Here is a 13,400-nt window from a genome sequence, read left to right on the forward strand (position 1 = left end):
GGTGGAACTCCACGAGGGAAGCGACGGCTTGGCGACATACCTAGACGAACATCCGGCCCCGCGACGCCTCAACCCATGTCGGTGGCGAACAGGTCGTCCTCGGTCTCGCGCCGGACGATCACCCGGGCCTCGCCGTCGCGGACGGCGACGACCGGCGGCCGCAGCGCGTGGTTGTAGTTGGAAGCCATCGAGCGCCCGTAGGCACCGGTGCCGGGGACCGCGATCAGGTCACCGGGAGCGATGTCGGCGGGCAGGAACTCGTGCTTGACCACGATGTCGCCGGCCTCACAGTGCTTGCCGACCACGCGGCCGAGCACGGGCGCGGCCGAGGAGGCCCGGCCAGCAAGCGTGGCGGAGTAGTCGGCGTCGTAGAGAGCCGTACGGATGTTGTCGCTCATCCCGCCGTCGACGCTGACGTACGTCCGGGTGACGCCGCCGTCGAGGGCGACCTCCTTGACGGTGCCGACCGTGTAGACCGTGCACATCGACGGCCCGACGATCGCCCGGCCCGGCTCGATCGAGAGGTGGGGCACCGCGAGGCCGAAGCCGCGGCACTCGTGCTCCACGATCGCGGTGAGCTCCTCGGCCAGCGCCTTGGGGGTCGAGGGGTCGTCCTGGGTGGTGTAGGCGATGCCGAAGCCGCCACCGAGGTCCATCTCGGGCAGCTCGGTGCCGAGCTCGTCCCGGATCCGGGCCTGCAGCGCCAGCACCCGCCGGGCGGCGACCTCGAACCCGGAGGAGTCGAAGATCTGGGAGCCGATGTGGGAGTGGAGTCCGCGCAGCTCGACGTTCGGGGCGTCCAGCAGGCGGCGTACGGCCTCGAAGGCGTCGCCCGACGAGATCGAGAAACCGAACTTCTGATCCTCGTGGGCCGTGGCGATGTATTCGTGGGTGTGGGCCTCGACCCCGGCGGTCACCCGCACCATCACGCGCGCGGTGATGCCGGTCTCGGCGGCGATCGCGGAGACCCGCTCGACCTCGGCGAAGGAGTCGATGATGATCCGCCCGACGCCCGCGACGATCGCCCGGCGCAGCTCCATCGGGGTCTTGTTGTTGCCGTGGTAGCCGATCTTGGCCGGATCCACCTCGGCCCGCAGCGCGACCGACAGCTCGCCGTTGGAGCAGACGTCGAGGCAGAGCCCCTCCTGCGCCACCCAGCGCGCGACCTCGGTGCACAGGAACGCCTTGCCGGCGTAGTAGACGTCGTAGCCGGTGAAGGCGTCGCGGAACGCGCGGGCCCGCTCGCGGAAGTCGGCCTCGTCCAGGACGTACGCAGGGGTGTTGATGTTGGCGACCAGATCGGGCACCGCGACGCCGCCGACGGTGAGGACGCCGTCGTTCTTCTCGGCCGTCGCCGACCAGAGCGCGGGCACCAGGGCGTTGACGTCCTCGGGCGTCTTCAGCCAGACCGGAGAGGTGCCGGTGAACGAACCCGGCGAAGCGTGGGCCGTCATCACATCCGCTCCGGGGCGGAGACGCCGAGCAGCCCGAGGCCGTTGGCGAAGACGGTGCGGGCGGCGGAGACGAGTGCCAGGCGGGCGAGGTTGACCGGCGCCACCGGCTCGTCGCCCTTGGGCAGCATCCGGCAGTCGTCATCGTCGTACCAGCGGTGGAAGATCCCGGCGGTGTCCTCCAGGTAGCGCGCGACCCGGTGGGGCTCGCGCAGCTCGGCGGCGGTCGCGACCACGCGCGGCAGCTCGGCCAGCGCGCGCAGGAGCTCGCCCTCGCGCTCGTGGGTGAGCAGCTCCGGCTCGAAGGTGTCGAGGTCGATCTGCATGCCCAGGTCAGCGGCGTTGGCCATCATCCGGCAGGTGCGCGCGTGGACGTACTGCACGTAGTAGACCGGGTTGGCGCTGTCGGCCTTGGCCCACAGGTCCAGGTCGATGTCGATGTTGGAGTCGCTGGAGTAGCGCGCGAGCGCGTAGCGGGCCGCGTCCACCCCGATCGCCCCGACGATGTCGTCGATGGTGACCACGGTGCCGGCGCGCTTCGACATCCGCATCGGCTGGCCGTCCTTGAGGAGGTTGACCATCTGCCCGATCAGGATCTCGAGGTTCTCGTGGGGGGTGTCGCCGAAGGCGGCGCACATCGCCATCATCCGGCCGACGTAGCCGTGGTGGTCGGCGCCCAGCATGATGAAGCAGCGGTCGAAGCCGCGCTCGCGCTTGTCGAGGTAGTAGGCGAGGTCGCCGGAGAAGTAGGCCCCGTTGCCGTCGGCCTTGATGACCACGCGGTCCTTGTCGTCACCGAACTTCTCGGTCGCCAGCCAGATCGCGCCGTCCTTCTCGTAGACGTTGCCGAGCTCGCGGAGCTTCTCGATGGCGCGGTCCACGGCACCGGACTTGTGCAGGTTGTCCTCGTGGAAGTAGACGTCGAAGTCGACGTTGAAGTCGTGCAGGCTCTGCTTGATCTCGGCGAACATCAGCTCCACACCGATCGCCCGGAAGACCTCCTGCGGGTCGTCGGCCTCGAGCGCGTTCGGCTCCTTGGCGAGGACCTGCTTGGCGATCTCCTCGATGTACGCCCCGCCGTAGCCGTCCTCCGGCACCGGCTTGCCCTGGGCCCAGGCCAGGAGCGAGCGCGCGAAGCGGTCGATCTGGCCGCCGTGGTCGTTGAAGTAGTACTCCCGGGTGACCTCGGCGCCGGACGCCTGCAGGACCCGGCCCAGCGCGTCGCCCACCGCGGCCCAGCGGACACCACCGAGGTGGAGCGGGCCGGTCGGGTTGGCGGAGACGAACTCCAGGTTGATGTTGTGACCCTTGAAGGAGTCGTTGTTGCCGTAGGCCTTGCCGGCGGCGACGATCTCGCCCGCCAGCTTGCCCTGGGCGCCGGCCTCGACGGAGATGTTGAGGAAGCCCGGACCGGCGATCTCGACGTCGGCGACACCGTCGCTCTCCTTGAGCTTCGCGGCGATCTGCTCGCCGAGCTGGCGGGGGTTGGTGCCTGCCTTCTTGGCCAGCTGCAGCGCCACGTTGGTGGCGTAGTCGCCGTGGCCCTTCTGCCTGGGTCGCTCCACCGTGACAGTGCTCGGAACGCCGTCGGGAAGGGTGATCGCACCCTCATCGACGAGCGCGGTGAGGACATCGACGACCGCGGTGGAAAGCTGCTCAGGAGTCACGGGGTCCAGCGTATAAGCGCCAGTCGGTTTCACCGTTATCCGTCCCAGCCTGTAGGGTTCCATCTGCACCACTCAGGTGGTGCACTGCCTCCGTAGCTCAGGGGATAGAGCGCCGGTTTCCGGTACCGTAGGCCGCAGGTTCGATTCCTGCCGGGGGCACATCTGAAACCGCTGGGTGACCAGCGGTTTCTTTCATTTCGCGCAACTGTCGAGGACCGGCTCCACCGCGAGCACCGCGATGACGGCCAGGGTTGCAGCGATCGCCACGCTCACCTCACCGGCGCGGACGACCATGGCGACCGCGGCGGTTGCCACGACGTACGGCCGCAGAAACGTGCACGGGCCGAGGATGATCGCCGAAGCGAGGTATCTCAGCTCCCAGCGCAGGACCCCGTACGCCGCCAGCGCAAGCAACACGATGGCCGCAAATGGGGCGATGACCAGCAAGAACAGTTGTGCGGACGAGAGGTACACCTCAAGGCCTTGGCCCAGGAACAGGTCGATCGCGAGGAAGGCGGCGGCAGGAGCCGACAGCAGCACGAACAGGAGCAGCCCACGCAGCATGCCCACCCGGTCCTCACGGGTGTGATCGACGAGCCCATCGCGGCCCTGCGCGGACCGGAACCCGCTGAAGGCGCCGTCGAGGAGGCCGAGCAGCGCCAGGATGGCCAGGCTCATCGGCGCACCCCGACGAGCGGGCGGAGTACGTCGAGCGCCCTCGGATGCCAGCGCGAGCCTTCCCGCACCTCGACCGCATAGGTCGGTGCGGCTCGGTCCGCGGCCGCCAACAGCGTCTCGGCCGGATGGGCCCGGCGTGCCGACATCACGCCGTCGTGACGTGAGATGGCCTCGCGCATCCGAGCCTGGTGGAAGACCCAGGCGCCCATCGTCGACCACAGACAAGGTGCGATGTCCCAGTGCGCGAACGCCGCGACCTCCAGCTGCGCTTGGGAGGCGAAGAACCCATCCAGATCCGCCGGTGCGAGGTGATGCATGAGCCCACTGGACACGATCACAGTCCGTGCTCCGTCCTCGATGACGGCGTCCGGCTCGAACGCGTCACCCGAGACGAACCGACAGTCCAGCCCTTCCAGCGTGGCCAGTCGCGATGCCTCGGCGACCAGCACCGAGTTGAGGTCGACCCCGACCAGCTCCACGTGCGCCGGAAGATCCTCGCGCGCGGCGATCGACCGCAGCACATGCCCCAACCCACAGCCGACGTCGACAACCCTCACGGGCGCGGAACCGGCAGGAAGCAACGTACGCACCACCGATGCCACCCTGCGCGCCAGCTGCAGCTCCTCCCCCAGCCGCTGCAGCTCCCGATGGATCCGCAGCCCGAGCGCGTCCGTGCTCGCGACGTCGAGCAGTCCGTCCCGAGCCGGCAGCCGCTCCACGATCCGCGCCGCCCGCGCCTGGCCTCGCGACCGCAGCAGACCCGCAGCCTCCGCCCGCACGACAGGATCACCCGAGCCCGACCAGAGCAGGTCGGTGATCTCCAATGGCCCATCGCGCATGGGCGAAGTCAACCAGCAGTACGTTCCAGATGGTCGAGGTGACGGGCGAGGGTCTCGCCGGAGACCGGGTGATACCGGCGACCGCACACGGTCGTTACGCCAGTGACAGCTGAGGCGCACCATTCGTCACATGCGTAACGACCGTGTGCACTTCGTCACAGACCCTCGGCGAGCGTGTGGGCGACGAGGGCGTTGGCGTGGCCGTGCCCGAGGCCGTGCTCGCTCTTCAGGTGGGCCACGATCTGCATGTGCTTGGTGGTCCCGCAGGTGCGGATGATCTGCTGCCACTCCGCGATCGGGCGGCCGTACTTCTTCTCGATGGACGGGAAGTAGGAGGCGGGGCCCTTCACCTGGTCGGTCATCTCTGGTCTCCTTGGTAGATCGTGGCGATGATCGCCACACGCCTACGCGTCGAACCACGCTCGACCGTTTCGACACGACCATCCAAGAAATTTCGGGAGACCCACGTGACCAGCTATCCCCCAGCCCCTTGGCACATGCACGGCTCGATGTGGCTCTCGGTCTACCGGCTCGCTCACGATGTCGACGAGCGGCACCCGAAGGGCATCTACGCCGTCGCCCTGGTCGACTACGTCGAGCCGAGCCCGCTGACCTACCACGAGCTCCTCTCCGCCAGGGTGATCACCGCGTCGAACGGGAAGAAGGCGGTGAGCGTGGTCGACATCTGGGTGGACTCCCCCGACTCCGTGGCCGGCGGCCGTACGTTGTGGGCGATCCCGAAGGGGCTGGCCAAGTTCAGCGGCGGGTCATCGCAGAAGGGGCCGCTTTCGACCCATACCTGGGAGGCGAGCCACGACGACGGACCGATCGCGGCCGCGACGTTCAGCGATGTCACCCAGATCGCCCCGCGCATCCCGATGCAGGGCAACGTCGAGCAGCCCGGCATCGAGGAGCACCCCGACACCGCCTGGCTCACCATGAAGGGCGGCGCCAAGCTCCTCCCCGCGCGCGGCACCTGGAACTTCGACCCCGACGGCCCGCTCGCCTACCTCCGCAGCGCCACCAAGCTCGGCTCCTTCCGCGGCAAGGATTTCGAGGTCGACTTCGGCTGAGCCGCCCTACGACTACCCGGCGGCCACTTGGCCACTAAACCTAAGGCTCGACCGAATTACGGGAACCGCCCTAGACTCCGACCGCATGACCGACGCTACGCCGGCTCTGCTCGCGTATCTGTCCCGGTGGCTCGACGAGTCCCAGGGCGATCGCGACGCGGAAGCCGTTCTCTGGGGGAGAGTCGCGAAGGTGAGCGAAGGGGCCGGCGAAGCCATCGCCGCACTCATCGGCACCACTGGGCAGCATCCCCGAATGGGCAGGACCCACAGCCACGACGACATCGTCGATGACCTCTTCGATGCTGCGATCACCGCGATGACGACGGCCGAGCACGCAACCGTCACGACCTGACGGCTACGCCCTCTTCTTGGCGGCCTTCCGCTGCGCCCGGAGACGGCGCTCCTCGGCGTACATCGCCTCGGCCTCCTCGAGCGTGGGGGCGGAGCCGCCGTACGCCTTCGGCAGCCACCACGAGCCCGGGGGCTGCTCCTCGGCCGGGTGTGCCTTGATGAGCCGGTCGAGCATGGCCTCCATCTGCGAGCGGAGCGCGGCGGTCTCCGCCGCGGGGTCCTCCCCCGTCACGGGCAGCGGCGGGCCGATCTCGATGCCGATCGTCTTGTGGCGCGACAGGTCGACCTTCTGGCCCTTGGTCATGATCCGCTGGGTGCCCCACAGCACGACGGGGATCAGCGGGACGCCGGCCTCGGCGGCGATGCGTACGGTGCCGGTCTTGAGGTCCTTGATCAGGAACGAGCGGGAGATCGTGGCCTCGGGGAAGATCCCGACGATCTCGCCGTTCTGGAGATACTCGACGGCCTTCTTCATCCCGGCCGCGCCATAGCTGCGGTCGATCGGGATGTGGTGGAACGAACGCATCACCGGACCGCCGACGGGGTGGTCGAAGACCTCCTTCTTGGCGATGAACCGGGTCAGCCGGCCGCGTTCGGCGCCGGGGAACCCGGCCATGATGTAGTCGACGAAGGAGAGGTGGTTGACCGCCAGCAGGGCACCGCCCTTCTCGGGGATGTGCTCCGCGCCGGTCATGTTGATCTTGATGTCGCCGAGCTTGAACCAGGTGCGGGCCGCGGCGATCGTGACCGGATAGCTGATGTCCATGGGGCGCATCGTGTCACGTCGGCGTGAACGCCGGCCGACTAGCCTCGCCACGTGAGCGAGCGCCAGCGAATGAATCAAACAAACAAGACGCGACCGCGTCCGTATCCTGGCGCTCGCGCGACGGAGGTGGTCGCGTGAGCACCCTGTACGTGACGACCACCGACGGGCTCCGACTGGCCGTCACCGACTTCGGGTCTCCCGGCGACTCCCGCCCGACCCTCGTCTGCGTCCACGGCTATCCCGACAACTCCAGCGTCTGGCTGCCGCTGGTCAGGGTCCTGGGTGGCGAGCTGCGGATCGTGACCTACGACGTACGCGGCCACGGCAGCTCGCAGGCTCCGGCGACGCGCGACGGCTATCTGATCGAGCAGCTCAACGCGGACCTGGAGGCGGTCATCGACGCGGTCAGCCCGTCGGCGCCGGTGCATCTGCTCGGCCACGACTGGGGCTCGACGCAAACCTGGGAGGCGGTCGCGGGCAACGTACCGTCCGAGCGGATCGCGTCGTTCACCTCGGTCTCGGGGCCGAGCCTCGACCAGGCCGGCGCCTGGCTGCGTACGCCCGGCCGGACCGCCCGCGGCGTCCTCGAACGCCTCAAGCAGGGGGCTGAGTCGACCTACATCGGCTTCTTCCGAGCGCCGCTGCTGCCGGAGCTCGCCTGGCGCTCCGGGATCCTCGACCGGATCGTCGGCGGCTCGTCCGTCGACCGCACCCGAGCCGACCGGATCAACGGCCTCGAGCTCTACCGCGCCAACGCGATCGCCCGGGTGGGCCGCCCGCGGCCACGGCCGGTCCACGTCCCGGTCCAGGTCATCGCCCCGACCGGCGACGCCTACGTCAGCCGCACGCTCGCCGCCGAGGCCCCGGAGCCGTACGTCGCGGACCTGACGGTCCGCGAGGTCGACGGCTCGCACTGGGTGGTCGCCGACCACCCCGAGCGGATCGCTCCGCTGGTGCGCGACTTCGTCCTCGGCAGGAGCTAGCCCCGGCAGCCGCGGTTGAGCCGGCCGTCGTGGCGCGCGTCGTTGCCCATCGCCCGAGCGGCCCCGACGTTGGGGAAGACCACGCTGGCCGCACCGGCGTTGCCGATCCCGCCGGGTAGGACGCAGGTGCGGATCTTCGCCGGGTTGATCGCGGCGACCGCGTTGCCGAGCTGGTAGAGGTCGCGACCGGACAGGCCGGTGGTGTGCATCTTCCGCATCACCAGCGAGACACCCTTGGCCATGAAGCCGACGTCGTGCTGACGGGCGACGATCTTGCGGTGGATGCCGCGGATGACGCGGGCCTGGTTGGCGGAGCGGTCGAAGTCACCTCCGGGCAGGGTCTTGCGCGCACGCGCGAAGTCCACGGAGTGCGGTCCGCTGATGTGGATGCGACCCTTCTTGAAACCGTAGGGCGCGACGTACGGGTCGCTGAAGGCACGCGGGTTGTCGACGTCGACGCCACCGATCCCGATCACCATGTCGCTCATGCCGGAGAAGGAGGTGACGAAGACGTACTGCGGCTGCACGCCGACGAGGTTGCCGACGGCGCGACCCATCAGCTTCGGACCGCCCAGCAGCAGCGCCTCGTTGATCTTGGAGCGCCCGTGCCCCGGGATGTCGACGTAGGAGTCGCGCGGGATGCTGATGTCGGTCGCATAGCCCGAGGACGGGTTGAAGCCGATCAGGTGCAGCGCGTCGCCGCGGCTGCGGGTGGTCTTCTGGCCGGGGCGGGCGTCGGAGCCGACGGCCAGGACCCAGATCGTGCCGCCCTTGCGGGTGAACTTGGCCACGTCGAGGCCCTTGGCCCATTTGGTGGCGATCAGCTCGGCGCGCGGCTCGGCGACCTGCGCGTCGGGCACCATGACGGCGGTCAGCGCGAGCACCACACCGAGCGCGAGCGTGGTCAGGAAGCGGCGGCGTACGAACGTCGTCATGCGGCTCATGACTTGTCTCCCGAGGAGCTCGGCGAGGCGGAGGGCGCCGAGGACGGGTCCGGCGCCGACTTCTCCTCGCGGGTGATGTTGAAGCCGAAGACCGCCCAGGAGGTCTCGGTCGGCACCATGTCGAGGCTGCCGCGGACAGTCTGCCGCGACTCGCGGTCACCGGTGGTGTCGTAGACCAGGCGCACCCGCGCGACCGCCCCGACCGGGTAGTTGTTGTTGGCCAGCAGGTCGACGTGGACATCGCTGGAGACGACCTCGACCCCGTCGATCTGGGGAGCGATCGTGGCGTTGCTCATCAGGGTCATCTGCTTGCCCGCCTGGGCGACCGCGCCCTTGGAGAAACCAGGGAACGACTTCGCGGTGAAGGTGGAGGTCGCGCGCGGGTAGGCACCCCCGACGTACGCGGCCTGCAGCCAGCGGTCGACGACCTTGGCCACGTTCGTGGCGACCGCCTGGTGCCGGCTCCTGGGGAACTTGCCCTGCACGTGGATGAGCTTGGCGGCAGATTTCACGGTCGGCGGAGGGGCCGGCGACGGGGACGGCGAGGCGGCCGGCTTGTCGGGTTCACCACCGCATCCGGCGAGCGCGAGAGTGCCGCTCAGTACCGCCGCCGTGAGTGCCGTCGCGACGCGCGGGCTGACCCGTCTACGGGGCTTCGTACTGCTGCTCGTCATGTGGGGAATCCACCTCATCGACCTGCTCCGGGACCGGGCCACCATACGCACATCGACCCGGGTTGCAACTTCCCCCGGGAGGTAACGCAAGATGTGTGACGGATTACATCCTGTCCACAGGAAGAACCTGCATCGGGCATTTGCGTGTTCGTGGGGCTAGCCTTGCTCGTGGGCAACCCATTTCTTACAGTGCGAAAATTCGGAAGAGGCGAATCAAGCCGTGTCCTCAGGCACCCCGTCCCCCAACACTGCCGACATCCCCGCGGAATTCGGCGCCAACGAGTGGCTGGTCGAGGAGATGTACGACCAGTACACGAAGGATCCCAGCAGTGTTGACCCCGTGTGGGTGAAGTTCTTCGAGACCAACGGACAGCCTGGCGCGTCGCCGAACGGCGCCGCGGCCCCGGCCACGCCCGCCGCTCCGGCAGCCAAGGCTCCGGTCTCCGCCGCGCCGGCCAATGCGCCCGCGCCGACCACCCCCGCATCGGCCGAGGCGCCGGCGGCCAAGGCCGCTCCGGCCCCCAAGGCCAAGCCGCGCCCGGACGCCCAGGCCGCCGAGCCGGCCAAGGGCACCACGACGCCCACCCCCAAGGACGCCCCGAAGCCGACCGCCGTCGCCGTCACCGACGAGCCGACCTACACCACGCTGCGCGGCATCCCTGCCGCCACCGCCAAGAACATGGACGTGTCGCTCTCGGTGCCGACCGCGACCTCCGTGCGCAACATGCCGGTCAAGCTGCTGTGGGACAACCGCACCGTCATCAACAACCACCTCAAGCGCGCCCGCGGCGGCAAGGTCTCCTTCACCCACCTCATCGGCTACGCCATCATCAAGGCGATCAAGGCGATGCCGGCGATGAACAACACCTACGCCGAGATCGACGGCAAGCCGACGATGGTCACCCCGCCGCACATCAACCTCGGCCTGGCGATCGACCAGCAGAAGAAGGACGGCACCCGCCAGCTCGTCGCGCCGTCCATCAAGGGCTGCGAGCTGATGGACTTCGCCGGCTTCTGGACGGCCTACGAGGACATCGTCCGCAAGGCCAAGGACAACAAGCTGTCCATGTCCGACTACTCCGGCACCACGGTCAGCCTGACCAACGTCGGCGGCATCGGCACCAACAACTCGGTGCCGCGGCTGATGCAGGGCCAGGCCGCCATCATCGGCGTCGGCTCGATGGACTACCCGCCCGAGTTCCAGGGCGCCTCCCCCGCGAAGCTCGCCCAGAACGCGGTCTCCCGGATCATGACGATGACCTCGACCTACGACCACCGGGTCATCCAGGGTGCGCAGTCGGGTGAGTTCCTGGCCACCGTCCACAAGCTCCTGCTCGGCGAGAACGACTTCTACGACGAGATCTTCGCGTCGCTGCGGATCCCCTACGAGCCGATCCGCTGGAACCAGGACATCGACACCACCCACGACGACCAGATCTCCAAGCAGGTCAAGGTCGGCGAGATCATCCACGCCCACCGCGTGCGCGGTCACATGATGGCCGACACCGACCCGCTGGAATACAAGCAGCGTTCGCACCCCGACCTGCAGATCGAGTCGCACGGCCTGACCCTGTGGGACCTCGACCGCGAGTTCCCGGTCGGCTCCTTCGCCGGCGGCCGCAAGCCGTTCATGAAGCTGCGCGAGATCCTCGGTGTCCTGCGTGACTCCTACGTCCGCACCACCGGCATCGAATACATGCACATCCAGGACCCCGAGCAGCGCCGGTGGATCCAGGACCGCGTCGAGCGGCCCTACGACAAGACCCCGCGCCAGGAGCAGCTCCGGATCCTGTCGAAGCTCAACGAGGCCGAAGCTTTCGAGACGTTCCTGCAGACGAAGTTCGTCGGCCAGAAGCGCTTCTCGCTCGAGGGCGGCGAGACCGCGATCCCGGTCATCGACGAGGTCTGCGAGGCCGCGGCCGAGGCGGGTCTGGACGAGGTCACGATCGGTATGGCCCACCGTGGTCGTCTCAACGTGCTCGCCAACATCGTCGGTAAGTCCTACAACCAGATCTTCCGCGAGTTCGAGGGCAACATCGACCCGCGCACGGTCCAGGGTTCCGGCGACGTGAAGTACCACCTCGGCGCCGAGGGCGAGTTCGTCTCCGACCTGGGCGACACGATCAAGGTCTCCGTCGCCGCCAACCCGTCCCACCTCGAGACCGTCGACCCGGTCCTGGAGGGCATCGCCCGCGCCAAGCAGGACGTGCTCGACCAGGGCCAGGTCTTCCCGGTCCTGCCGCTGCTGGTCCACGGTGACGCCGCCTTCGCCGGCCAGGGTGTGGTCGCGGAGACGCTCAACCTCTCCCAGCTGCGTGGCTACCGCACCGGTGGCACCGTCCACCTGGTCATCAACAACCAGGTCGGCTTCACGACGTCTCCCGGATCGTCCAGGTCATCCCTCTACGCGACCGACGTCGCGCGGATGGTCCAGGCGCCGATCTTCCACGTGAACGGCGACGACCCGGAGGCCTGCGTGCGCGTCGCGCGGCTCGCCTTCGAATACCGCCAGGCGTTCAACAAGGATGTCGTCATCGACCTCATCTGCTACCGCCGCCGCGGTCACAACGAGGGCGACGACCCGTCGTTCACCCAGCCCATGATGTACGACCTGATCGAGCAGAAGCGCTCGGTCCGCAAGCTCTACACCGAGTCGCTGATCGGTCGTGGTGACATCACGATCGAGGAGGCGGAGCAGGTGCTGGCCGCCTACCAGGCCCGCCTCGAGCAGGTCTTCACCGAGGTGCGCGAGGCCGACAAGATGCCGCAGGCCTGGGAGACCGTCCCGGACTACCCGGAGAAGCCTGCCGGCGAGACCGTCACCGCGATCACCAACGATGTGCTGAAGCGGATCGCGGACGCCTACGTCACCCCGCCGGAGGGCTTCACGGTCCACCCGAAGGTGATGCCGCAGCTGCAGCGTCGCGCGACCGCGATCACCGAGGGCAACATCGACTGGGGCACCGGCGAGATCCTCGCCTTCGGCTCGCTCCTGCTCGACGGCCGCCCGGTGCGTCTGGCCGGTCAGGACTCGCGTCGCGGCACCTTCGCCTCGCGCTTCGCGACCATCATCGACCGCAAGAACGCCGATGAGTGGACCCCGCTGAACAACCTGACCGAGGACCAGGCGAAGTTCTACGTCTACGACTCGCTGCTCTCCGAGTACGCCGCCCTCGGCTTCGAGTACGGCTACTCGGTCGCGCGTCCCGAAGCGCTGGTCATGTGGGAGGCGCAGTTCGGCGACTTCGTCAACGGCGCCCAGTCGGTGATCGACGAATACATCTCGGCCGGCAAGACCAAGTGGGGCCAGGACTCCGGCGTCGTGCTGCTGCTGCCGCACGGCTACGAGGGTCAGGGCGCCGACCACTCCTCGGCGCGCATCGAGCGGTTCCTCACCCTGTGCGCCGACGAGGCCATGGTCGTGGCTCAGCCCTCGACCCCGGCGTCCTACTTCCACCTGCTGCGTACGCACACGCTCGGTGCCGAGCACCGGCCGCTGATCGTCTTCACCCCGAAGTCGATGCTGCGCCGCAAGGAGGCTGCCTCGCAGCCGGCCGACTTCACCTCGGGCTCGTTCCAGCCGGTCATCGGCGACGCCGAGGCCGACGCCTCGAAGGTCACCACCGTGATGGTGGTCTCCGGCCGCCTGACCTGGGACCTCGTCGTCGAGCGCAAGAAGCGGGGCCGCGACGACGTCGCGATCGTCCGCGTCGAGCAGCTCTACCCGTGGCCGACCGAGCAGCTCGCAGCCGAGCTCGCGAAGTACCCCAACGCGAAGGTCAAGTGGGTTCAGGACGAGCCCTTCAACCAGGGCCCGTGGCCGAGCTACTACCTCAACGTGGTCCCCGAGCTGGGTCGCGAGGTCGAGCCGGTCACCCGCCCGGCCTCCTCCACCACCGCCGTCGGCACGATCAAGCGGCACACGGTCGAGCAGAAGGAGCTCATCGAGCGCGCCTTCGCCTGATCCCTGGATC

The 13,400-nt window shown here is 68.6% G+C and carries 12 protein-coding genes and 1 tRNA gene; 5 read left to right on the forward strand and 8 right to left on the reverse strand.

What is annotated here, in order from left to right; all coding sequences use genetic code 11:
- Positions 1-68: 68 nt before the first annotated feature.
- Both lysA and argS read right to left on the reverse strand, forming a co-directional pair.
- On the reverse strand, positions 69-1,454 hold the full coding sequence (gene lysA / locus ACFVJS_RS19700; protein WP_378883768.1) for a diaminopimelate decarboxylase: 1,386 nt from the start codon (positions 1,452-1,454) through the stop codon (positions 69-71).
- The gene (argS, locus tag ACFVJS_RS19705) at positions 1,454-3,118 is read right to left on the reverse strand and encodes an arginine--tRNA ligase (protein ID WP_378883771.1); all 1,665 of its coding nucleotides are present in this window, start codon (positions 3,116-3,118) and stop codon (positions 1,454-1,456) included. Before argS ends, lysA begins: the two co-directional genes overlap by 1 nt.
- 86 nt (positions 3,119-3,204) lie before the next feature.
- On the opposite strand from argS, the gene ACFVJS_RS19710 reads away from it, so the two are divergent.
- A tRNA-Arg gene (locus ACFVJS_RS19710) sits at positions 3,205-3,277 on the forward strand.
- Positions 3,278-3,310: 33 nt separating this feature from the next.
- Here ACFVJS_RS19710 and ACFVJS_RS19715 read toward each other — a convergent pair.
- The 3 genes from ACFVJS_RS19715 to ACFVJS_RS19725 all read right to left on the reverse strand — a co-directional run bounded on the left by ACFVJS_RS19715 (position 3,311) and on the right by ACFVJS_RS19725 (position 4,997).
- On the reverse strand, positions 3,311-3,796 hold the full coding sequence (locus ACFVJS_RS19715) for a hypothetical protein (RefSeq protein WP_378883773.1): 486 nt from the start codon (positions 3,794-3,796) through the stop codon (positions 3,311-3,313).
- Positions 3,793-4,635 (reverse strand): class I SAM-dependent methyltransferase, encoded by an 843-nt coding sequence (locus tag ACFVJS_RS19720; RefSeq protein ID WP_378883776.1) that lies wholly within the window; start codon positions 4,633-4,635, stop codon positions 3,793-3,795. The genes ACFVJS_RS19715 and ACFVJS_RS19720 overlap by 4 nt, the downstream gene beginning before the upstream one ends.
- A gap of 155 nt (positions 4,636-4,790) precedes the next feature.
- Complete coding sequence (locus ACFVJS_RS19725; protein ID WP_378883779.1) at positions 4,791-4,997, reverse strand: DUF4287 domain-containing protein; 207 nt, start codon at positions 4,995-4,997, stop codon at positions 4,791-4,793.
- A gap of 105 nt (positions 4,998-5,102) precedes the next feature.
- On the opposite strand from ACFVJS_RS19725, the gene ACFVJS_RS19730 reads away from it, so the two are divergent.
- Together ACFVJS_RS19730 and ACFVJS_RS19735 are read left to right on the forward strand one after the other, a co-directional pair.
- Entirely contained in the window at positions 5,103-5,708 is a 606-nt protein-coding gene (locus ACFVJS_RS19730) for an acetoacetate decarboxylase family protein (protein WP_378883782.1), read from the forward strand.
- 85 nt (positions 5,709-5,793) lie between these two features.
- Positions 5,794-6,060, forward strand: coding sequence for a hypothetical protein (locus ACFVJS_RS19735; protein ID WP_378883785.1), 267 nt, complete (start codon positions 5,794-5,796; stop codon positions 6,058-6,060).
- Positions 6,061-6,063: 3 nt separating this feature from the next.
- Here the strand turns inward: ACFVJS_RS19735 and ACFVJS_RS19740 are convergent, their stop codons facing one another.
- Positions 6,064-6,825: a lysophospholipid acyltransferase family protein gene (locus ACFVJS_RS19740; RefSeq protein ID WP_378883788.1), complete on the reverse strand. Its 762-nt coding sequence runs from the start codon at positions 6,823-6,825 to the stop codon at positions 6,064-6,066.
- 134 nt (positions 6,826-6,959) lie between these two features.
- Here ACFVJS_RS19740 and ACFVJS_RS19745 point away from each other — a divergent pair, with 134 nt between their 5' ends.
- Positions 6,960-7,808 carry an alpha/beta fold hydrolase gene (locus ACFVJS_RS19745; protein WP_378883791.1) on the forward strand — a complete coding sequence of 283 codons (849 nt, stop codon included), beginning with the start codon at positions 6,960-6,962 and terminating at the stop codon, positions 7,806-7,808.
- Here ACFVJS_RS19745 and ACFVJS_RS19750 read toward each other — a convergent pair.
- A complete protein-coding gene (locus ACFVJS_RS19750; protein WP_378883794.1) occupies positions 7,805-8,752 on the reverse strand; it encodes an LCP family protein in 948 nt (315 codons plus the stop codon). The two genes, ACFVJS_RS19745 and ACFVJS_RS19750, sit on opposite strands and share 4 nt — an antisense overlap.
- Positions 8,749-9,426: a hypothetical protein gene (locus ACFVJS_RS19755; RefSeq protein ID WP_378883795.1), complete on the reverse strand. Its 678-nt coding sequence runs from the start codon at positions 9,424-9,426 to the stop codon at positions 8,749-8,751. Before ACFVJS_RS19755 ends, ACFVJS_RS19750 begins: the two co-directional genes overlap by 4 nt.
- Before the next feature lie 220 nt (positions 9,427-9,646).
- On the opposite strand from ACFVJS_RS19755, the gene ACFVJS_RS19760 reads away from it, so the two are divergent.
- Complete coding sequence (locus ACFVJS_RS19760) at positions 9,647-13,390, forward strand: multifunctional oxoglutarate decarboxylase/oxoglutarate dehydrogenase thiamine pyrophosphate-binding subunit/dihydrolipoyllysine-residue succinyltransferase subunit (RefSeq protein WP_378883798.1); 3,744 nt, start codon at positions 9,647-9,649, stop codon at positions 13,388-13,390.
- Positions 13,391-13,400: the final 10 nt, after the last annotated feature.

It is taken from the genome of Nocardioides sp. NPDC057772, assembly GCF_042798075.1.
Classification (GTDB): Bacteria; Actinomycetota; Actinomycetes; order Propionibacteriales; family Nocardioidaceae; genus Nocardioides.

What these genes read in the sequence shown, in the direction of transcription:
- ACFVJS_RS19740 (WP_378883788.1), bottom strand. Translation starts at nt 6,825, where the DNA reads ATGGACATCAGCTATCCGGTCACGATCGCCGCGGCCCGCACCTGGTTC.
- ACFVJS_RS19735 (WP_378883785.1), top strand. Translation starts at nt 5,794, where the DNA reads ATGACCGACGCTACGCCGGCTCTGCTCGCGTATCTGTCCCGGTGGCTC.
- ACFVJS_RS19715 (WP_378883773.1), bottom strand. Translation starts at nt 3,796, where the DNA reads ATGAGCCTGGCCATCCTGGCGCTGCTCGGCCTCCTCGACGGCGCCTTC.
- ACFVJS_RS19750 (WP_378883794.1), bottom strand. Translation starts at nt 8,752, where the DNA reads ATGAGCCGCATGACGACGTTCGTACGCCGCCGCTTCCTGACCACGCTC.
- lysA (WP_378883768.1), bottom strand. Translation starts at nt 1,454, where the DNA reads ATGACGGCCCACGCTTCGCCGGGTTCGTTCACCGGCACCTCTCCGGTC.
- ACFVJS_RS19725 (WP_378883779.1), bottom strand. Translation starts at nt 4,997, where the DNA reads ATGACCGACCAGGTGAAGGGCCCCGCCTCCTACTTCCCGTCCATCGAG.
- ACFVJS_RS19720 (WP_378883776.1), bottom strand. Translation starts at nt 4,635, where the DNA reads ATGCGCGATGGGCCATTGGAGATCACCGACCTGCTCTGGTCGGGCTCG.
- ACFVJS_RS19755 (WP_378883795.1), bottom strand. Translation starts at nt 9,426, where the DNA reads ATGACGAGCAGCAGTACGAAGCCCCGTAGACGGGTCAGCCCGCGCGTC.